General features: G+C 70.4%; 21 protein-coding genes and 1 pseudogene. 10 read left to right on the top strand and 12 right to left on the bottom strand.

The annotated features are described in order from the left end of the window. Positions 1–22: 22 nt before the first annotated feature. Complete coding sequence (locus tag CRM89_RS02925) at positions 23–382, bottom strand: hypothetical protein (protein ID WP_060592333.1); 360 nt, start codon at positions 380–382, stop codon at positions 23–25. Between the two features lie 332 nt (positions 383–714). On the opposite strand from CRM89_RS02925, the gene CRM89_RS02920 reads away from it, so the two are divergent. After that, the gene (locus CRM89_RS02920; protein WP_060592334.1) at positions 715–1383 is read left to right on the top strand and encodes a TetR/AcrR family transcriptional regulator; all 669 of its coding nucleotides are present in this window, start codon (positions 715–717) and stop codon (positions 1381–1383) included. Between the two features lie 45 nt (positions 1384–1428). Here the strand turns inward: CRM89_RS02920 and CRM89_RS02915 are convergent, their stop codons facing one another. Then, the gene (locus CRM89_RS02915) at positions 1429–2037 is read right to left on the bottom strand and encodes a TIGR03086 family metal-binding protein (protein ID WP_098083159.1); all 609 of its coding nucleotides are present in this window, start codon (positions 2035–2037) and stop codon (positions 1429–1431) included. A 69-nt stretch (positions 2038–2106) separates the two neighbouring features. Between CRM89_RS02915 and CRM89_RS02910 the strand changes: the two genes are divergently transcribed. From CRM89_RS02910 to CRM89_RS02895, 4 genes are all read left to right on the top strand, one after another. Beyond that, a complete protein-coding gene (locus CRM89_RS02910) occupies positions 2107–2556 on the top strand; it encodes a MarR family winged helix-turn-helix transcriptional regulator (RefSeq protein ID WP_098083158.1) in 450 nt (149 codons plus the stop codon). 141 nt (positions 2557–2697) lie between these two features. Then, positions 2698–2871 (top strand): hypothetical protein, encoded by a 174-nt coding sequence (locus tag CRM89_RS30705; RefSeq protein WP_172964430.1) that lies wholly within the window; start codon positions 2698–2700, stop codon positions 2869–2871. 286 nt (positions 2872–3157) lie between these two features. Next, positions 3158–3862, top strand: a complete 705-nt coding sequence (locus tag CRM89_RS02900) for a helix-turn-helix transcriptional regulator (protein ID WP_127516046.1) — start codon at positions 3158–3160, stop codon at positions 3860–3862. Next, positions 3859–4353 (top strand): hypothetical protein, encoded by a 495-nt coding sequence (locus tag CRM89_RS02895; RefSeq protein WP_127516044.1) that lies wholly within the window; start codon positions 3859–3861, stop codon positions 4351–4353. The genes CRM89_RS02900 and CRM89_RS02895 overlap by 4 nt, the downstream gene beginning before the upstream one ends. Here the strand turns inward: CRM89_RS02895 and CRM89_RS02890 are convergent. Continuing rightward, the gene (locus CRM89_RS02890; RefSeq protein ID WP_098083154.1) at positions 4334–5050 is read right to left on the bottom strand and encodes a peptidase E; all 717 of its coding nucleotides are present in this window, start codon (positions 5048–5050) and stop codon (positions 4334–4336) included. The genes CRM89_RS02895 and CRM89_RS02890 overlap by 20 nt on opposite strands. Positions 5051–5112: 62 nt before the next feature. On the opposite strand from CRM89_RS02890, the gene CRM89_RS02885 reads away from it, so the two are divergent. Both CRM89_RS02885 and CRM89_RS02880 read left to right on the top strand, forming a co-directional pair. Further along, positions 5113–6216 carry an XRE family transcriptional regulator gene (locus CRM89_RS02885; RefSeq protein WP_228822060.1) on the top strand — a complete coding sequence of 368 codons (1104 nt, stop codon included), beginning with the start codon at positions 5113–5115 and terminating at the stop codon, positions 6214–6216. Between the two features lie 3 nt (positions 6217–6219). After that, positions 6220–7113, top strand: coding sequence for an aminoglycoside phosphotransferase family protein (locus CRM89_RS02880; RefSeq protein ID WP_098083153.1), 894 nt, complete (start codon positions 6220–6222; stop codon positions 7111–7113). 39 nt (positions 7114–7152) lie between these two features. On the opposite strand, the gene CRM89_RS02875 is transcribed toward CRM89_RS02880, so the two are convergent. From CRM89_RS02875 to CRM89_RS02845, 7 genes are all read right to left on the bottom strand, one after another. Beyond that, positions 7153–7680, bottom strand: coding sequence for an arginine repressor (locus CRM89_RS02875; RefSeq protein ID WP_011208472.1), 528 nt, complete (start codon positions 7678–7680; stop codon positions 7153–7155). A 61-nt stretch (positions 7681–7741) separates the two neighbouring features. Next, a complete protein-coding gene (gene argF, locus CRM89_RS02870) occupies positions 7742–8689 on the bottom strand; it encodes an ornithine carbamoyltransferase (protein WP_060592348.1) in 948 nt (315 codons plus the stop codon). Then, entirely contained in the window at positions 8689–9885 is a 1197-nt protein-coding gene (locus CRM89_RS02865) for an acetylornithine transaminase (protein ID WP_060592349.1), read from the bottom strand. Before CRM89_RS02865 ends, argF begins: the two co-directional genes overlap by 1 nt. A gap of 26 nt (positions 9886–9911) precedes the next feature. Beyond that, on the bottom strand, positions 9912–10823 hold the full coding sequence (gene argB / locus CRM89_RS02860) for an acetylglutamate kinase (RefSeq protein WP_011208469.1): 912 nt from the start codon (positions 10821–10823) through the stop codon (positions 9912–9914). After that, positions 10820–12037: a bifunctional glutamate N-acetyltransferase/amino-acid acetyltransferase ArgJ gene (gene argJ / locus CRM89_RS02855; RefSeq protein ID WP_011208468.1), complete on the bottom strand. Its 1218-nt coding sequence runs from the start codon at positions 12035–12037 to the stop codon at positions 10820–10822. The genes argB and argJ overlap by 4 nt, the downstream gene beginning before the upstream one ends. Beyond that, positions 12034–13086, bottom strand: coding sequence for an N-acetyl-gamma-glutamyl-phosphate reductase (argC, locus tag CRM89_RS02850; RefSeq protein WP_098083152.1), 1053 nt, complete (start codon positions 13084–13086; stop codon positions 12034–12036). The genes argJ and argC overlap by 4 nt, the downstream gene beginning before the upstream one ends. A 27-nt stretch (positions 13087–13113) precedes the next feature. After that, positions 13114–14352: a cation:proton antiporter gene (locus CRM89_RS02845; protein ID WP_086840955.1), complete on the bottom strand. Its 1239-nt coding sequence runs from the start codon at positions 14350–14352 to the stop codon at positions 13114–13116. Between the two features lie 931 nt (positions 14353–15283). Between CRM89_RS02845 and CRM89_RS02840 the strand changes: the two are divergent. After that, positions 15284–15616: pseudogene (locus tag CRM89_RS02840) on the top strand (transglycosylase family protein); the annotation flags it as partial. Between the two features lie 66 nt (positions 15617–15682). Here CRM89_RS02840 and CRM89_RS02835 read toward each other — a convergent pair. Continuing rightward, the gene (locus tag CRM89_RS02835) at positions 15683–16174 is read right to left on the bottom strand and encodes a pyridoxamine 5'-phosphate oxidase family protein (RefSeq protein WP_011208464.1); all 492 of its coding nucleotides are present in this window, start codon (positions 16172–16174) and stop codon (positions 15683–15685) included. Positions 16175–16237: 63 nt separating this feature from the next. Between CRM89_RS02835 and CRM89_RS02830 the strand changes: the two genes are divergently transcribed. After that, the gene (locus CRM89_RS02830) at positions 16238–17206 is read left to right on the top strand and encodes a YafY family protein (RefSeq protein WP_098083151.1); all 969 of its coding nucleotides are present in this window, start codon (positions 16238–16240) and stop codon (positions 17204–17206) included. A gap of 205 nt (positions 17207–17411) precedes the next feature. On the opposite strand, the gene CRM89_RS02825 is transcribed toward CRM89_RS02830, so the two are convergent. Continuing rightward, the gene (locus CRM89_RS02825) at positions 17412–18503 is read right to left on the bottom strand and encodes an FAD-dependent monooxygenase (protein WP_098083150.1); all 1092 of its coding nucleotides are present in this window, start codon (positions 18501–18503) and stop codon (positions 17412–17414) included. Positions 18504–18603: 100 nt separating this feature from the next. Here CRM89_RS02825 and CRM89_RS02820 point away from each other — a divergent pair, with 100 nt between their 5' ends. Beyond that, complete coding sequence (locus tag CRM89_RS02820; RefSeq protein WP_098083149.1) at positions 18604–19143, top strand: TetR/AcrR family transcriptional regulator; 540 nt, start codon at positions 18604–18606, stop codon at positions 19141–19143. Positions 19144–19149 lie beyond the last annotated feature (6 nt).

Raw genomic sequence — 19149 nt, 5'->3', positions numbered from 1 at the left:
AGACGGGTCCGCATGCCCGTCGCTACCCCACCCACCGCCGGGCGGCGTCGGCGCAGTCCTCCGGGGTGGTGTTGAAGGCGATGGCGGCCTGGGGGGCGTGGCGGCGGACGAGGTTGATGACGTTCTCGAAGAACAGCAGCAGGGGTTCGTGACCGCGGATGCCGCCGCCGATCACCACGCAGGCGTAGTCGGTGCGGGTCAGTGCCGCGGTGATGGTGTCCTCGGGGTGTTCGTCGAGGGCGACGAGGCACCAGTCGGCGTCGATGCCGTAGTCGTGGAAGCGGTCCCGGCCGCGCGCGATCGCGGCCAGGACCGGTTCGGGGTCCCAGCCCTCGAGCCTGGCGGGGTCGACTCCGATCACCAGTACGCGCGCTCCGGCCATGGGTGCTCCTTTCCACGCTCTGTCTTACCCCGCCGGTGCGGCGGTCGGTGCCGGTTTCCCTGCCCCCTGATGCTTCCGCATCCGGAAACCGGCGGCGCGGCGGAGCACGAATTCCAGGTCCGCGCGCCGAGAGGACGAGTTGACGTGCGCCGCGCAATCAGGTCCGCGACGGGCTCGAGCCGCAGGATTTGATCAAGACAACTGATCAGCAGTCCCCAACGCCGTCCTCGGTGGCCGGGTCACCGCGATGGAAACTGGTAGTGTCGGTCTTGACTTGATCGCTTGTTCAGATCTGCCGCGACAGGCAGATCCGATCCGACAGGAGCAGAGGGATGGCCCGCATTCCCGCCGCCGAACGCCGTGCCGACCTGGTGGCCGCGGCCGTGCGGATGATCGCCGCGCACGGGGTGGACGGCGCGACCACCCGCCGCATCGCGCAGGAGGCGAACGCGCCGCTGGCCACCCTGCACTACTGCTTCGCCACCAAGGAGGTGCTGTTCGCCGCCGTCTTCGAGTACGTCGCCGGTCTGTACCGGGACGTGTTGACGCGCAGCGACATCCACGACGACGTGGAGCCCACGGCGCGTGCGCTGATGCGCGGGGTGACGGAGTGGTACGTCGAGAACCCGGACCTCGGTGCGGCGATCGTCGAGTTGATCAGCTGGGCCCGCCGCCAGGAGGACAAGCAGGCCGAGATCGTCTACACCGAGGCGTTCGCGACCATGCGGGAGATCCTCGGCAACGCCGCGGCGCGGGCGGGCCGCCGGATCGGGCCGGACACCATCGACGCACTCTCCTACATCCTGTCCGCCCTGTCCGACGGATTCGCGCTCAACTGGATCGTTTTCGCCGACCGCGCGGCGGCGCGCCGCCAGATCGAGCTCACCGTCGCCGCGCTCGACACCTGGATGGCCGCGAACCTGGACGGCGGGCCGGACGCCCAGGCACCCGAGCCCGAGCCGACCCGGCGGTCGCTGGTGTCCTGGGTGAGCCTCGACTGATCCGGCCGCCGCATCCTCGTCACCGTCGCCGGCCGGAGTCGCGCCTCAACGATCGGGCCGGTCCGGCCAGGTCGGGGAGCGGCCGAGCAGCCGGAGGATGCGGTCCAGCGGTGCGCTCCCGTCGTCGACCGGCAGGGCCCGGGCGAAGGGGCTGTTCGGCGCGTCCCGGTCCGGCCCGTCGGGGACCATCTCGGCGATGCGCAGCACCGGGTCGGCGGCATCGGGGTCGAGGGCGTAGTCCACGCCGAGTGCGCGGGCCAGGTCCCAGCCGTGCACCACGTAGTCGACGAGGTGGAAGCCGACCGCCTGTTCACCCCGGACGGTCACCTCGGGACCGAATTCCGGGAGCGCGAAGGTTCGCTCCAGCACGTCGGGGACCGCGAAGGCGGTCAGGACGTCGTCGGCGGATTCGGCGTATTCGGCGGGGGTGTGCGGGCCGGGTGGCCGCACGTGCCAGTGGGCGAGGTCGGCGCCGTCGCCGCGCGCCGACGCGGCGAAACCGCGGTGTTGAGCAGCCATGTGGGCCAGCAGGTCGCCGACCGTCCAGCCGGCGCACGGGGTGGGCCGGGACAGGTCGTCGAGGGTTACCAGTTCGGCGGTGGCCATCGTGGTCAGCACCGCGCGCCGGTCGAGTTCTACGAGATCGGAAGCCATGACCCAACTGTACGCATGTGCGTACTATATGTAAATGCTTACTAATTGGGGGCTGGGTAGGTTCTGCCTATGGGAACCACGGACCGCCCGGACCTGGCGGCGATGCTCGCACCGCTGATCCGCACGCTCATCGCGCTGGAGCGCCCTGTTCTCGAAGCACACGAACTGTCCATGTGGGCCTACACGGTCCTGTCCGCGTTGAGCCGCGGCACCGCGCGCGGCCAAGGCGCCCTCGCCCAGGAGATCGGCGCGGACAAGACCCGGATCATCGCGGTACTCGACGACCTCCAGGACCGCGGATTGATCGAACGCACCCCCGACCCGGCCGACCGCCGCGCCCGGCTGCTGGCGCTCACCTCCGAAGGCCGCCGCCGCTACGCCGCCGTCCACGCCGAGATCCAGGCCCGCGAGGACGAACAGGTGCTCGCCCACCTGCCCGCGGCCGAGCGGCGCGGATTCCTCGCGGCGCTACGGGTATTGAGCGAGCGGTCGTCCACGGACGGGCGTGCGCAGAACTGACGTCACGGGTCGGCCACAGGGACCGACACTGTCGGTGGCGGCATCATTCGTCGTAGTCCGACGGCCAGCAGATCATCGCGAGGACGACCGCGAGCGGAACGACGATCACCAGCACGAGCCCGACATCCGTGAGGTTCACCGATGCACCCCGCCGAAACTCGACCACCGCGCGAAAGACCGCCTGGGCGCGGCACATTCGACATCGGCCACCGCCATCAGCCGATCGAGCGTCACCGCGTCGACGTGGGCGGTCGACGGCAGGAGGACAGCATCGACACCGGAAGCGGCAACCTGCTCGACCAACCCGAGTACTGAACAGGGGTCAGCCCACCCCCACTCGAAACCCAACCGCCGCGCAAGTCGACTCACTTGCGCCGCGTCCCACTCCGAGGTCGGTGAACAAGGGTCCACCCATCCCAACGCGTCCATTCAGTTGCTCCCCTACCCGGTGACCGAATCGGCACATGCCCTCCCGGTGCGATCCGTCCGCATCCGACGAACGATTCCCCGAAAGGCCCTGCCTCCGTTAGCGTTCCTCGACCGAACATCGGAGGTCGATCGAACGCCCGTTGTTGTGAAGAACTGTCAAGGGGTCGCTGAGATGCTGAACGAGGCCGAAGCTGGAGCGGTACTGCGCAACCTCAGGAAGTCCCGCGGACTGACGTTGGCAGCGGTCGCGCGACAGGCCGGGTGTGCAGAATCCCTGATCTCCTATGTGGAATCGGGTCGCAGGCGGCTGCAACCATGGCTTGCTGGACGCCTTGACGCCATCTATCGCACAGGTGGTGCCATCTCGGCGCTCACCGCCGACGCCGGGTCCGCTGTGGATGTCAGCGCGGAGCGGGTATCTCAGGGTGAGCTGCTCTTCGTTCGACTGCCCTCCGAAGGAGGTATCTCGATGCCGTTGTCACGAAGGGAGTTGCTGGCTGCACTGGGGGCGGGCATCACGACTGGGCATCTGCTCACCGAGTTCGAAAAGGCGCTGGACCGCATCCCGATCGACGATTGTTCCATGCAGCAGTTCGAGGATGCGCTCGACGGATTTCAGTCTGCCGCGCGGAGCCTGCCGCCTGCCCGCGTCATCGACGGTTTGACAAGCCATGTAGCTGTTCTCGAGATGTTGTGCCGTCGGACCGCGGGGCGACAACAGCTGGCTTGGCGACGCATGCAGGCGCGCTATGCGGAGTCGTTGAGTTGGCTCAGCGAAGAACGGGGTGACCTCGCCGCGGCGATCTACTGGACGGCCACCGCGCGGTCGACAATGCCGGCGCGGCATTCGGAATCGGCGGAGTGTCGCCGCGGGTGAAGGGACTCGCCGAGAAACAGATGGCCTTCGGTTACGCCCTCGTCGGCGACGAGAACGCCAGTCTTCGCGCCCTGGATCGAGCGATGACCTATCTGGCGATGCCCCTCAGAGATTCTGACGACCTCCTGGGACAACGCAGCGTCGTCCACGACGACCTGTTCGCCATCTTTCGCGCCACCTGCGATATCTATCTCGGTCGCGGCGATCGAGTCGTCCCGATCCTGCGGCCGCGCCTCACCTCGCTGTCGTCATCGTCGGCGCGAACCGCCACCATCACCCACGCCAAACACGCCCGGGCCTATGCGAATGCCGGACAGCCGGAAGAAGCGGCGCGGGAAGCACTCACCGCGTTGGACGCCAGTGAGCAACTCGGGTCGCTGTCTGCACGTAGTGAGCTCCGCCGCGCGCTGCCGGTACTGCACCGTTGGCGCAGGAGAGACGATATCCGCGCGGTGCTCCGGCGCCTGACGCCTATCGCTCGAGACGCCTGACTTCGAGCTGGTCCTCCGTCACGGTGCCGTCGGAACGCCGTACGACCCGATAGGCCGCCGCGGACTTTCGATCCGCGAACGCCCCCACGCACTCCGTCCCGGCAAAGTGCAACCCGGCGCCCGCCTCGGTGGTATACCCCTCGGGCAACTCCCCCGCCGCGACACAACTCCGAAAGTGCTCGCGGCGGTCGGAATAGTGCACAGCGTTGGAGAATGGAAGCAGGGACAGGCCGTCCGCGAAGGCGCGCACCGATCCGAACGAATCTGTGGTGCCCCCGGTGAACCAGCACAGCGAACCAGCCGACTCGCCACCCATGACCACACCTCGGGTCCAGCAGTCGCGGAGAATCTCATCGATACCGTGAGCACGCCACACCGCCAGCAGGTTGACGACGCTCCCCCGATCCACCCAGATGACGTCCTGCTCGTGCAAGTGCTCGGCCACGTTCGGCATATTCGGTTTGTCGAACAGGGCTAGGTGACTCGTCATCACTCCCGTACCGTCGAACGCGGCGTAGAACGCGTCGATACTGGTTTGCCGATCCCCGGTACCGGTTGTGACGAAGCACAGGCGCGGCCGGGACGGTCCGCCGGCCAGGTCGAATGCCAGACGGAACACCGGAGAGGGCTGCCACGGATCGCGCGCTCGATGGAAACCCATCGAGGTCGCCAGGATGGTCGGTCGCTCAGCGGGCATGCCGCCAATCTAGTGGGTCGTCTCGGCGGTGTCGGCCTCACCGGCAACACTTCTCGGCTTCCATGCCGACACCATCGAAGCCGGTACCCTCGGCCTTCGAGGAGGTGGACTGGGTGGACCGCAGGGACTTCGTCACTCTCGCCACGGCCGCGGCCCTCGGCTCGCGCCTGCACCCGGAACTCGAGCGACTCGCCGCCCTGCTGCCCGACGCCCGCACCGCCGCGACGAGAACCCGCGTGGGCGCGGCCGATGTCGCGGCGATCGAAGCGATGAACGACGGATTCCGGCGGTGGGACCTCGCCCATGGCGGCGGTCTGTGCCGGGCTGCGGCCCTCAGTCAAGTGCGCCAAGTCGCCACGCTCGATGCGGTGTGCGCACCGAACATACGAGGGCGGCTGCATGTCGCGACCGCCGACTTGGCGAGCATTGCCGGATGGCTCGCCTACGACGTCGAGGATCACGATGCCGCTCGTCGTCTGTGGACCTACGCCGTGCACACGGCACAACGGGCCGAGGACCACCCCCGCTCCACCGACCTCATGGTCATCATCCTGCTCGACATGGCCCACCAGGCGCTGCATCTGCGGCGGCCCGGGGACGCCCTGACGTTCGCGCGGCTCGCCGCGGCCACCGCCACCGGCCGACGGCACCCGGTCTCGCCCACTACCGCCGGCTACATCCAGGCGGTCACCTCGTGGTGCTGGGCGATGCTCGGCGAACCCGAACCGACGCGGCGAGCACTCGGCGAATCCGGCGAGAAGTATGCGGCGACGACACCGGACTCGGCTCCGCCGTGGGCCTGGTTCGTCACCGACGCCGAAATAGCGGGGCAGCGCGGACATTCGCTGCACCTGCTGTCGCTGTCCGACCCGCGGTTCGCCGAAGCCGCCGTGGCCGAGCTCTCGACCGCCGTCGCCGGTCATCCGATCGAGCACGAGCGCAGCCGGGCGGTCGTGCTGCCGACCCTGGCCGTGGCGCAGTTCCGAGCCGGTGACACCGCGTCGGCGGTGAAGACCGGGCACGAGGCGATCTCCGCCGGCACCGCGCTCGCCTCACGACGCTGCTTCAGCCGCCTGCGCGACCTGGACGCCGTCGCCGCGCGGCAGCAACCCACCGCCGAGGTGCGCGCGCTCCGATCAGCACTCGCCGCCGCACTGACGGCGTGAACGATGACCGTCGACAGCGGGCTTCCCGGGCGCGCCGCGCTGGAGGACGTCTGCGGCGCACAGGGATTGTCGACACAGAACGCCCGGCTGCTGCACCGGCGATCCAACGCGGTCTGGCTCGTCGAGGACGTGGTCGTGCGACTCGCGCCGAACACACCGCTGCGCAGGACACGCGCGGCCACGAGCATCGGCGTCACCCGCTGGCTCGAGACCACGGCAACCGAACCGATCGCGCTGGCTCCGCTGCCGGTCGACCAGCCGATCCTGACCGGGGACGCCGTCGCCACACTCTGGCCGTATCGGCCCACCGACTATCGCCCGAGGACAGCTGATCTCGCGCGGCTGGTTCGCCGGCTCCACGCGCAACCGGCGCCGCCCGTCCCGCTCCCGGAATACCGTCCGCTACACCGGTTGCGCGAGGCGCTGGACATCGATGCCGCACGGGCGGCACCGGCATTGGATCCCGACGACCGCGCGTGGCTGCGGCGTCGTGCGGCCGATCTCGTCGCTCGATTCGAGGCGACGCACTTCCCGCTCGGCCGAGGTCTGGTGCATGCCGACGCCCACACCGAGAACGTCGTCCGCGACGGAGCCGACTGGAAACTCATCGACTGGGACAACGCCTGTTCCGGACCGCGCGAACTCGACCTGGCCGCCACGCTGCCCGACCATTTCCACACACCGGCCGCGGACCGCACGGAGTTCGTCACCGCCTACGGCTACGACCCGCTCGAGTGGCCGGACTGGACGGTGCTGCGCGACATCGTGGAGTTGGGGTCGCTCGGCTCCTATATCCGGCTCGCCCCGACCCGCCCACCGGCCGCTCACGAACTACGCCGCCGCCTCGCGTCCCTGCGCACGGGCGACCGCGGCGTGGTGTGGAAGCCGGTGGGCTGAACGGGAGTTCGGATATCGGTTTCGGTGTGTCCGCCCGGATCAGGCGAGTTCTTCGATTTTCGCCGCCAGTTCGGCTCCGGTGAGGGGTTCGCGGGCGATCACCGCGATCGTGTCGTCGCCGGCGATGGTTCCCACCACGTACGGCAGCGCCGCGCGGTCCAGGGCCGAGGCGAGATATCCGGCGGCACCCGGTGGGGTGCGCAGGACGGCGATGTTCCCGCTCGCGTCCGTGGAGACCAGAAGGTCGCCGAGGAGTTTCGACAGTCGGTCGGTGCCGCCGGTGACGCCGCGCACCGGGCTGCCGTCTTCGGGCACCACATACACTCCCGCGCCGCCGTCGGCGGCGCGCAGTTTCACGGCACCGAGTTCGTCCAGGTCACGGGAAAGGGTGGCCTGCGTGGTTTCGATGCCCTCGGCGGCGAGCAGGGCGGCCAGCTCGGACTGGCTGCGCACGGCGTGGGCGGAGAGCAGTTCGACGATGCGGGACTGCCGTCCGGCGCGGGTGCGGGCGATGGCGGGGCCTTTGCCCTGCTCGGCGCCGCCGCGTTCGGGTGTGGAGACGCTCATCGTCGCGCCCCCACACCCCGTCGTCGGGCGGGCATCCCGGCCGCGCAGGCAAGGGCGGACCTCATAGCGCCGCGCCTTCCCGCTTGGCCAGCAACCACACCAGCAGCGCCTTCTGCGCGTGCAGGCGGTTCTCCGCCTCGTCCCACACGGCGCTGTGCGGGCCGTCGAGCACCTCGTCGGTGATCTCGTCGCCGCGGTGGGCGGGCAGGCAGTGTAGGACCGACACGTCCGGTTTCGCCTCGGCGAGCAGGGCGGCGTCGAGGCGGAAGGGGCGGAACGGGCCGACGCGGTCGAGACCGTCGTTCTCCTGGCCCATCGAGGTCCAGGTGTCGGTGACCAGGGCGTCGGCGCCGTCGGCGGCGGCCTGCGGGTCGCCGGTGACGGTGACGGTGGCGCCGGTGTCGGCGGCGCGTTTGCGGGCTGCTTCGAGGACCCAGGGCAGGGGTTCGAAGCCGGCGGGGGCGGCGATGGTGACGTTCAGGCCCGCGGTGACGCCACCGAGCAGCAGCGAGTGCGCCATGTTGTTGGCGCCGTCGCCGAAGTAGGCGAGTTTGCGGCCGGCGAGGTCGCCCTTGCGTTCGGTCAGGGTCAGCAGGTCGGCGAGCACCTGGCAGGGGTGGAACTCGTTGGACAGCGCGTTCACCACGGGAACGGTGGCGGCCGAGGCCATCTCGTCGAGGCGGCTCTGTTCGAAGGTGCGCCACACGACGGCGTCGACGTAGCGGGAGAGCACGCGGCCGGTGTCGGCGAGGGTCTCCTCGCGGCCGAGCTGGGTGTCGCGGCCGTCGACGACGACGGCGTGGCCGCCGAGCTGGGCGATGCCCATCTCGAAGGAGAACCGCGTGCGGGTGGAGTTCTTCTCGAAGATCACCCCGACCCCGCGCGGGCCCTCGAGCGGGCGGCGGGAGAACGGCGCCCGCTTGAGTTCGGCGGCCAGGGCCAGGATCTCGGCCTGTTCGGTGGGCGAGACGTCGTCGTCACGCAGGAAGTGCCGCAGTTCGCCGGACATCACCGTGCTCCCTTCGCGTCCGCCGCCGCGCCGTCGAGGATCGCGGGCAGGTCGGCGACGAAATTGTCGGCCTGGGTTTCGGTGAGCACCAGGGGCGGCGCCAGCCGGACGATGTTCGGCTTGGGCGCGTTCACCAGGTAGCCCGCCTCCCGGGCGCGCGCTTCGACCTCGCCGGACACGTTGTCGGTCAACACGATTCCCAGCAGCAGCCCGGCGCCGCGCACGTGGTCGATCAGCGGGTGCTCGAGCAGAGCGATGCCGTCGCTGAGCCGCTTGCCCACCGATTCGACGTGGGCGAGCAGGTCCTCCTGGTCGATGGTGCGCAGCACCGCCAGCGCGGCCGCCGCGCACACCGGGTTGCCACCGAAGGTGGTGCCGTGCATGCCGGGGGTGAGCAGGTCGGCGGCGCGGCCCTGGGCCAGCACGGCGCCGATCGGCAGGCCGCCGCCGAGGCCCTTGGCCAGGGTGATCACGTCGGGGACGATGCCCGCGGCCTGGTGGGCGTAGAACTTGCCGGTGCGGCCGATGCCGGTCTGCACCTCGTCCAGCACCAGCAGGGCGCCGTGGCGGGCGGTGATCTCGCGCGCCTTGACCAGGTAGTCCATCGGGGGCACGACCACGCCGCTCTCCCCCATGATCGGCTCCAGGAACACCGCGGCGGTGTCGGCGTCGACGGCGGCGGCCAGTGCGGCGGCGTCACCGTAGGGGACGTGCACGACGCCGGGCGGCATCGGCTCGAACGGGGCCCGCTTGGACGGCTGGCCGGTGAGCGCGAGCGCGCCCATGGTGCGGCCGTGGAAGCCTTCCTCGCAGGCGACGATCTTGCGGCGGCCGGTGAGCCGCGCGATCTTGAAGGCCGCCTCGTTGGCCTCGGTGCCGGAATTGCAGAAGAACGCCTTGCCCGCGCCGTCACCGAAGTGCGCCAGCAGCCGCTCGGCCAGCTCGATCACCGGTTCGCTGACATAGAGATTCGACACGTGGCCGAGCGTGCCGAGCTGCTGGGTGACCGCCGCCAGGATGGCCGGGTGGCCGTGACCGAGGCTGTTGACCGCGATGCCGCCGAGGAAGTCGAGGTAGCGCTTGCCGTCGGCGTCGTAGACGACCGCGCCCGCGCCGCGCACCAGCGCCACCTTGGGAGTGCCGTAGTTGTTCATCAACGCGGCCGACCACCGCTGCTGCAGATCCGATGTGCTCATGGGTGTATCTCCTTTCGGCACGGGCGTCATGCCGGGACGACTCCGTCCGAGGCGGCGGAGGGCGTCACCATCGTGCCGATCCCCTCCCCGGTGAACAGTTCCAGCAGGACCGCGTGCGGCACCCGTCCGTCGATGACATGCGCGGTCGGCACGCCGCCGCGCACCGCGCGCAGGCACGCCTCCATCTTCGGCACCATGCCCGCGTCCAGCCGCGGCAGCAACTCGGCCAGCGCGCCCGCGTCGATGCTGCTGGTCAGCGAGGAACGGTCGGGCCAGTTCGTGTAGAGGCCCTCGACGTCGGTGAGCACCACCAGCTTCTCGGCGCCGATGCCCTCGGCGAGTGCGGCGGCGGCGGTGTCGGCGTTGATGTTGTGCACCACGCCGTCGGCGTCGGGGGCGATGGTGGAGACCACCGGGATGCGGCCCGCGCCGATCAGGTCGAGCACGGCGTCGGGGTTGACCTCGGTGACGTCGCCGACCAGTCCGATATCGGTGGGCTCGCCGTCGACGACCACGGTGCGGCGGGTCGCGGTGAACAGCCCGGCGTCCTCCCCGGAGATGCCGACGGCGTAGGGGCCGTGCGCGTTGATCAGGCCGACGAGTTCTCGGCCGACCTGACCGAACAGCACCATCCGGACCACGTCCATCACTTCGGGGGTGGTGACGCGGAAGCCGCCGCGGAATTCCCCGTGCAGGCCCAGCTTCTTCAGCATGGCGCTGATCTGCGGGCCGCCACCGTGCACCACCACCGGGTGCACGCCGACGGTGCGCAGGAAGGCCATGTCGGCGGCGAAGGCGCGCTTGAGTTCCTCGTCGATCATGGCGTTGCCGCCGTATTTGACGACGACGATCTTGTCGCGGAACTTCTGCAACCACGGCAGCGCGTCGGCCAGGACGTGGGCCTTGTCCAGGGCGGTGAGCGAATGGATGGCGGTCATGAGCTGTAGGCCGAGTTCTCTTCGACGTAACCGTGGGACAGGTCGGTGGTGCGGATCATCGCCTCGCCGTCACCGACGTTGAGTTCGACGAGCACGTCGATGTCGGCGCCGGACAGGTCGACCTGGCGGGCGCCGGGCGCGCCGACACCGTTCACGCACACCGGATTGCCGTTGAAGGACACCGAGATCCGGTCGGGGTCGAGGGTGATCGGGGCGATGCCCACCGCCGCCAGCACCCGGCCCCAGTTCGGGTCGGAGCCGAACAGCGCGGTCTTGACCAGGCTGTCGCGGGCGATGGCGCGGGCCGCGGTGACGGCCTCGTCCTCGTTCGCCGCGCCGGTGACGGTGACCCGCACCCGTTTGGTGACGCCCTCGGCGTCGGCCATCAGCTGGGCGGCGAGGTCGTCGCAGACCGCGAACACGGCCGCCTCCAGCTCCTCCTGCGACGGGGTGACCTCGCTGGCGCCGTTGGCCAGCAGCAGCACGGTGTCGTTGGTGGAGCAGGAGCCGTCCACGTCGAGCCGGTCGAAGGTGAGCCGGGTCGCCTTGCGCAGCGCGGTGTCGAGCTGCTCGGCGGTCACGGCCGCGTCGGTGGTGAGCACGACGAGCATCGTCGCCAGCGAGGGGGCCAGCATGCCCGCGCCCTTGGCCATGCCGCCGACGTTCCACTTGTCGCGGTGGTGGAACGCCGCTTCCTTGGGCACCGTGTCGGTGGTCATGATGGCGTGCGCGGCGTCGGTGCCCCCGGAGAGGCCACCGCCCATCTCGTGCACGATCTCGGTGACGGCGGGGATGAGCTTGTCCATCGGCAGCCGGTCGCCGATCAGGCCGGTGGAGCAGACCGCGATCTCGCCCGCGCCGGTCTCGGTGCCCCAATTGCTCAGCGCGCGCGCCAGTTCCTCGGCGGTGCGGTGGGTGTCCTGGAAGCCCTCGGGGCCGGTGCAGGCGTTGGCGCCGCCGGAGTTGAGGATGACCGCGCGCAGCCGTCGCGAGGTCAGCACCTGCTGCGACCACAGCACCGGCGCGGCCTTGACCTTGTTGCGGGTGAACACGCCCGCCGCGGCGTATTCGGGGCCTTCGTTGAACACCAGGGCCAGATCCGGTTTGCCGCTGGCCTTGATGCCCGCGGCGATGCCCGCCGCCCGGAAGCCCAGCGGGGCGGTCACGCCCTGGGTGCGGACCAGCTTGCCGGTGCCGCTGTCGGTCGTCGTCACGGTGCCACTCCTACGGTGGAAAGTCCTTCGGTCTCGTCGAAGCCGACGGCCAGATTCATCGATTGCACCGCGCCGCCCGCGGTGCCCTTGGTCAGGTTGTCCATCGCGCCGATCACCACCAGCAGGCCGGCATCGGCGTCGACGGCGACCTGGAGGGTCACCGCGTTGGCGCCGAGCACCGAACCGGTCTGCGGCAGTGTGCCTTCGGACAGCAGGTGCACGAACGGTTCGTCGGCGTAGGCCTTCTCGTAGACGGCGCGGGCCTGCGCGGCGTCGACGGTGGTGCGGGCGGTGCAGGTGGCCAGGATGCCGCGCGGCATGGGCGCCAGCACCGGCGTGAACGACACCGACACCGGGGTGCCCGCGACGGCGGAGAGATTCTGCGCGATCTCGGGGGTGTGCCGGTGCGCGCCCGCGATGCCGTAGGCGCGGGCCGAACCCATCACCTCCGAGCCGAGCAGGCCGACGTCGAGCTTGCGGCCCGCGCCGGAGGCGCCGCTGACGGCGACCACGTTGACGATCGGCTCGACGATGCCCGCCGCGACGGCCGGCGCCAGCGCCAGGCTCGACACCGTCGGATAGCAGCCGGGCACGGCGATGCGGGTCGCGCCGCGCAGGGCCTCCCGGGCGCCGGGCAGTTCGGGCAGGCCGTAGGGCCAGCTGCCCGCGTGCTCGCTGCCGTAGTACTTGGTCCAGGCGGCGGCGTCGCGCAGCCGGAAGTCGGCGCCGCAGTCGATGATCACGGTGGACTCGGGCAGTTCCGCGGCCAGCGCGGCGGACTGGCCGTGCGGCAGGCCGAGGAAGACGACGTCGTGCCCGGCCAGTTCCGCGGCGGTGGTCGGGACCAGCACGCGGTCGGCCAGCGGCAGCAGGTGCGGCTGATGGGCGCCGAGCGGGGTCCCCGCGTTCGAGCCCGCGGTGAGCGCGCCGATCTCCAGGCGCCCGGATCGGTAGCGTGGGTGACCGAGCAGCAGGCGCAGCACCTCGCCGCCCGCGTATCCGCTCGCACCGGCGACAGCTATCCGCAGAGGGGCATCCGAATCAGCCATGAAATGATTATGCACGATTGTGCAAGCTCATTCATGAGCGGGGTGTGACCTCGCGGTTTCCGGCGCGGTCCGCGGCCGGAGCAGCCGCGCGAGCAGCGGGAACAGCAGCACGGTCGTCGCGCCCGCGGCCACCATGGTGGAGGCGATGGCGACGGGGAGCAGGCCGGTGGCGGTGGCGACCTGGGTGACGGCGACGATGATCGGCAGGCCGGTGGCGGCGTAGAGCGCCAGCTGGACGCGCGCGCGACCGCTCACCAGATTCTCCCCGTGCGGCACGAAGCGTTCCCCCAGCCACACCGGCAGGCCACGCGCCAGCGCGATCGACACCACGAAGGACAGCCACAGCAGCGGCTCGCCCAGAACGGCCCCGATGTCGATGCCCATCCCGGACACCACGAAGAAAACGGGCACGAAGACGCCGAAGCCGATCGTCTCCCACGCCCGCCCCACCTCCGTCACCCCTTCCGGGATGAGCCTGCGCAGGATCAGACCCGCGGCGAACGCGCCGAGCACCACGTCGAGCTCGAACACCTCCGCGACCGTCATGAGCACCAGCAACAACAGGAACACCACCCGGACCGGCAGCTGCACCGTGCCGCCACCGAGGCGGCGCAGCAGCCGGGTCGCGCCGGGCACGCGGTCCAGCACCCGCTGGTGCACCAGACCGATCAGCGCGGCAGCGATCACGAACAGCACCAGCACCACGACCGCCGAACCGAGGCTGCGGCTGGTCAACAACACCGACATGGCCACGATCGGGCCGAGTTCGCCGACCGCACCGTGGGTGAGCACCGCCCGGCCGAGCGGCAGGCCGAGCAACCCGTCCTGCTTCATGATCGGCAGCAGGGTGCCCAGGGCCGTGGAGGTCATGGCGATGGCGACCGCGATCCGCGCGGTGGTCGAGGCATGGCCGGCGAACAGCGTCACGGCGGCGAAGGCCAGCGCCAGGCAGCACAGCCACACCACCCACGCCTGCTTGCCCGGCCGTCCGCGCAACAGCGCCGGGTCCAGCTCGTATCCGGCGAGCAGGAACAGCATGCCCAGGCCGAGTTCGCTGAGCAGGCTCACCCCGCCGCCGGAGTCGGCCCAGCCGAGGGCGTGCGGGCCGACGATGATCCCGAATATCAACAGCAGCACCACATCCGGGACGTAGCCGCGCAATAGCCGGGAAATCAGCGGGGCCGCCACGGCGACGGCGGCGATCCAGAACAGCGACACGATAGGGGACACCGACGACTCCGGCGCGGCGGCTGCGGTCAGGTCCATCAGCTCATCGTGACACAGCCGAGGCGGCCGGTCGGGCTGCGAAACACACACCCCTCGGACGAGTTGCCACCCAGTAGCCTGATAGCGCGGATTCGTGGCCGAAAACGTTGTCCCACAGCCGTTCCGAGCGACGTCGCGAAGTCGCGTGCTCGACCCGAAATTCCCGATCATCACGCACACCGATTCGGTCCGGCGCCGAAAAGTGGGGGGACAGCTTATTTTTCGGCGCCCAGCGAATGTGCGCGCAACGGTCGCCAGAGAGAATCGAGCACGCCTCGACGGCAGCGCGGGGCGCGCTTCGGATCAGCGAGTCCGAGCCGGACGTCCCGGAGATCGCGCCCTTTCACGACCCGGCACCGAGAAGCGCGGAGGGGGTCGCCGACGGTCGTCCACCCCATCCCGAACGGCTCGGCGACAGCGGGGCTCGGAAAAGGTCACGGAAGCAACTCCGATAGAACGGAAAGCCGCCCGACGTGATCCCATCGCACTCGAGAATTCTTGTAAAAGTAGCCTCTACCTGCGCTGATGATCCCCGACATGAGGGCAGGCACGCCGCCCCGCGACAGTCTCAGAAATCCCATCGTTCACAGACCTCACATTTCGCGACCGCATCTCCGCCACCAATTCGTGATATGGCACACATTTTGATTAGCCGAGAGTCTCCGCGGGTCCGCAGGTTTCCGCGCGTCGAGCTGGGGGAATGTACAAATACCTGGACCATCGCTCCAGACATTCCTGACGTTACCGGTACGTGATCTGCCGAGATTGATTCGTTATGGTCGGACGCGGCCCGATCGACCGGAGACGGGCTCGACACTCGAACCGCCGAACACCGGCAACCCTGTCCCGCGGTTCGAGAACCCCCGACATCCACTGGGGACAGGGACTCGGCCGCCACGGTCGAGCCGGCGGGCGCAGCAAGGAATCCACCATGTCGCAGAACCGAAAGCTCAGCACCCGCGCCGCAGGAATCGTTGCCGCGATCGGCGCCTTCGTCGCCGTTCCCTTCGCGGTCTCCTCGGCCACCGCTTCCGCCTACGGCCACGACTGGGATGCCGTCGCCCAGTGCGAGAGCGGCGGCAACTGGGGCATCAACACCGGCAACGGCTACTACGGTGGCCTGCAGTTCTCGCACAGCACCTGGGTCGCCAACGGCGGCTCCGGCTACGCCCACAACGCCAGCCGCGAGGAGCAGATCCGCGTGGCGGAGAACGTGCTGGCCACCCAGGGTCCCGGCGCCTGGCCGACCTGCGGCGCCTACCTCTGATCGTCGCGCATCCGCGCACCCGGCCCTGTCACACCCCGGTGGTGTGACAGGGCCGTCGCCGTGTCAGGACTTGCGCACCACCCGCTCCCCTTCCCCCGGCTTCCAGATGGTGATCGCCAGCTCGTCCGCACCGACCTCCACGCAGGAAGCGCCGGTGAGATCGGCGACATAGAAGTGGTCGAACTCCTCGCCGCGGATGTCGAAACCGCTCTCGTCGAACAGGTCCTGGGCGAAGCGGGCGTGCACCTCGCGGTCCGGCAGGTCGCGCACCTGCCCGAACAGCTTGGCGTCGCCCTCGCGGACCTGCGGGTCCGCGGTCGCGGTGTGCAGGCAGAACCGCGGATCGCGGGCCAGATCCTTGAACTTGGTGGTGCCGGGCATGCCGACGATGACGAGCATCCCGTCGAAGATCCGCGGCTCCACCGGGCTGATGCGCGGTGACCCGTCGGCCCGCACCGTGCCCAGCAGGCACAGGTTGCCGGTGGCCCGGTGCCTGCGGGTGAACACGCTCGCGATCTTCGGTGCTTCCTCGGTGAACCTGCTCCATGTGGTCATACCGCGACGCTACGACCCAACCCTGCCATCGGGTGTCAGGTTTGCCGGATAGGGTCGGCGAGTATGCGAGCGAGTCGACTGCTGCGGTTGCTGCTGCTGTTGCAGACCCGCGGACGGGTGAGTGCGCCGGAGCTGGCGGCGGAGCTGGAGGTGTCGGTGCGCACCGTGTACCGGGACGTCGAGGCGCTCTCGGCGGCCGGGGTGCCGGTGTACAGCGAGCCGGGCCGCGGTGGTGGTGTGCGGCTGCTCGACGGCTTCCGCACCCGGCTCACCGGGCTCACCTCCGCCGAGGCCGACGCCGTCCTGCTGGCCGGGCTGCCCGCGGCGGCCGCCGACCTCGGACTTGGCGCGGTGCTGGCCACCGCCCAGCTCAAGATGCTGGCCGCCCTGCCGCCGGAACTGCGCGGCCGCGCCACCCGTATCGCCGAACGCGTGCACGTCGACGCGCCCGGCTGGTTCCACCGCCCCGACGAGACACCGACCCTGGCCACCGTCGCCGACGCGCTGTGGCACGACCGCAGGCTCGACGTCCGCTACGGCCGCCCGGACCGGGAGGTCCGCCGCCTGCTCGACCCGCTGGGCCTGGTGCTCAAGGCCGGCACCTGGTACCTGGTCGCCCGGCACGAGCACGACATCCGCTCCTACCGGGTCGGGCGCATCCGTGCCGCGGAACCGACCGGAGAGACGTTCACCAGGCCCGCCGGGTTCGAGCTCGCCGACCACTGGTCCACCGCGCAGGACGAGTTCGCCCGGTCGATGCTGCGGGTGCGGGCGCGCTGCCGGATCGCCGCCGACCATCTCGGACTGCTCCGGCTGGGATTCGACCCGGCGGCGGTGACCGAGGCATTCGCCTCCCGCGGCGAACCGGACGCCGACGGATGGGTCGAGGTCACCGTGGCCGCCGAATCCGAGACCGTGCTGGTGCACGGCATCCTGCCGCTGGCCGAGTACGCCGAAATCCTCGACCCGCCCGAGTTGCGGGCCCGGCTGGCAGCCACCACCCACGCAATGGCCGCCCGCTACGCCGGGTGACCCCACGCCGCGATCGAGGTGGGTCACCCGGCCGGGTGCGCCCGTCACCACCAGGCGGCCGCCGGATACGCGCGAGCGGGTGTGTTCCCGATGATGCGTCGGAGTGCTGCACCGCCGATCGTCATCGAGCGCGGTACCGACCATCCACGGGACCGGTCGGTACCGCGTGCTTTCCCCGAGGAACATGGTTCGGACCGGGCGATCCTCAACACCGCCAATCGAGGATCGGGGCCAGGGCTCGCCATTGCAGGGAGGACGGTAGGGCGCGCAGGGCGGTGTCGCGGGCGGCGACCAGAGGGCGGGCGGAGAGTTGGCCGGCGGTGCCGACGCGATCGGAGAGGGCGGCGATCCTGCGGGTGCGGGGGCGGCGGGCGCGGTCGTAGGCCGTCAGGTCGTCGGCGGTGGTCGCCAGGGTGACGGCGTCTTCGAGGGCTTGGCAGGCGCCCTGACCGAGGTCGGGGGTCATGGCGTGCGCGGCGTCGCCGAGCAGGGCGACGCGGCCGGAGACGAAGGTGGGCAGGTCGGGCAGCCGGTAGATGTCGTGGCGCAGCACGGCGGCCGGGTCGGTGGCGGCGAGCAGGGCGGGGATGGGGTCGTGCCAGTGGCCGAAGCGACGGCGCAGCTCGGCGAGCCCGGCGTCGGGTGCGCCCGCGGGGACGGTGGCGGCGGCGAAGCAGTAGACACGGTCGTCGGCGAGGACAGCGTAGCCGAAACGCTCACCGCGGCCCCAGCTTTCGCCGAGATCGGTGGTCGGCGCGCTGGTGGTGAGGATCATCCGCCAGGCGGTGTAGCCCGCGTAGACCGGGGCGATCTCGCCCGCGACGGCGCGGCGCACCACGCTGTGGATGCCGTCGGCACCGACGACCACATCGCCCCCGGACTCCCCCGCCGAGTGCACGACGGTGCCGTCGGGACGCGCCTCGGTCACTGTGATGCCGGTGCGGATCGCCTCGTCCGGCACCGCGGCGCGCAGGATGTCGAGCAGGTCGGCCCGGTGCAGGATCACCGGCAACCCGTATCGGGCCCGCAGGGCGCCGACGTCGAATCGCGACAACCAGCGGCCGCGGCTGTCCCGGATGCCCGCCGACACGTCCTCGCGCGCGCGGGCGCGCACCTCGTCGCCGATGCCGAGCGCATCGAGTGCGCGCAAGGCGTTGGACCACAACGATATTCCGGCACCGAGGGCGGTCAGGCGCGGCGCGCGCTCGAGGATTTCCACCTCCCATCCCTGCCGAGCGAACGCGATCCCGGTCGCCAAGCCGCCGATTCCGGCCCCGACGACAACCACTTTTCGCATCCGCTGCTCCGTTCACTCGAGGTTCCCCCGCGACGCTACTACTGCTGTAGTTTTCAAACAACAGTTGTAGTGCCAGTCACTACCGACGTAGTATCGCGCCGTGCCCACCCGACGCGAACTGCTCCTCGACGCCGCCATCGACCTACTGGGCACCCGCGGCGCCCGGGCATTGACGCACCGCGCGGTGGACGACGCGGCCGGGATGCCCGCCGGGTCGGCGTCGAACTACTTCCGCACCCGGGACGCGCTGCTCGCCGCGCTCGCCGAGCGCCTGGAGGAACGCGACCACGCCGACTGGACGGCACTGAGCCGGATGCCGGCGCCCACCACCGTCGAGCAGTTGGTGAGTGCCGCTGCCACGTTCGTCGGGCACGCGGTCACCACCGATCGCGCCCGGACCATGGCGCGCTACGCGCTGTTCCTCGCGGCGCAGGCCGACGGGCCGCGAGACGCCGTGCGACGGGGGCGCGGGCGGCTGACCGAATGGGCGGCCGAACAAATGCGCGGGGTCGGTGCCGACGATGCGGTCGCGCCGATCCTCGTCGACTATCTGGACGGGCTGATCCTGCACGGGATCGTCGCGCCGGATTTCGATCCGCGGCCGGGGCTGGAGCGGATTGTCGCCGCGTTGTTGGACTGACCGCCA

Source organism: Nocardia sp. FDAARGOS_372 (assembly GCF_002554515.1).
Taxonomy (GTDB): Bacteria; Actinomycetota; Actinomycetes; order Mycobacteriales; family Mycobacteriaceae; genus Nocardia; species Nocardia farcinica.
This window is presented reverse-complemented; position numbering and strand designations above follow the sequence as displayed.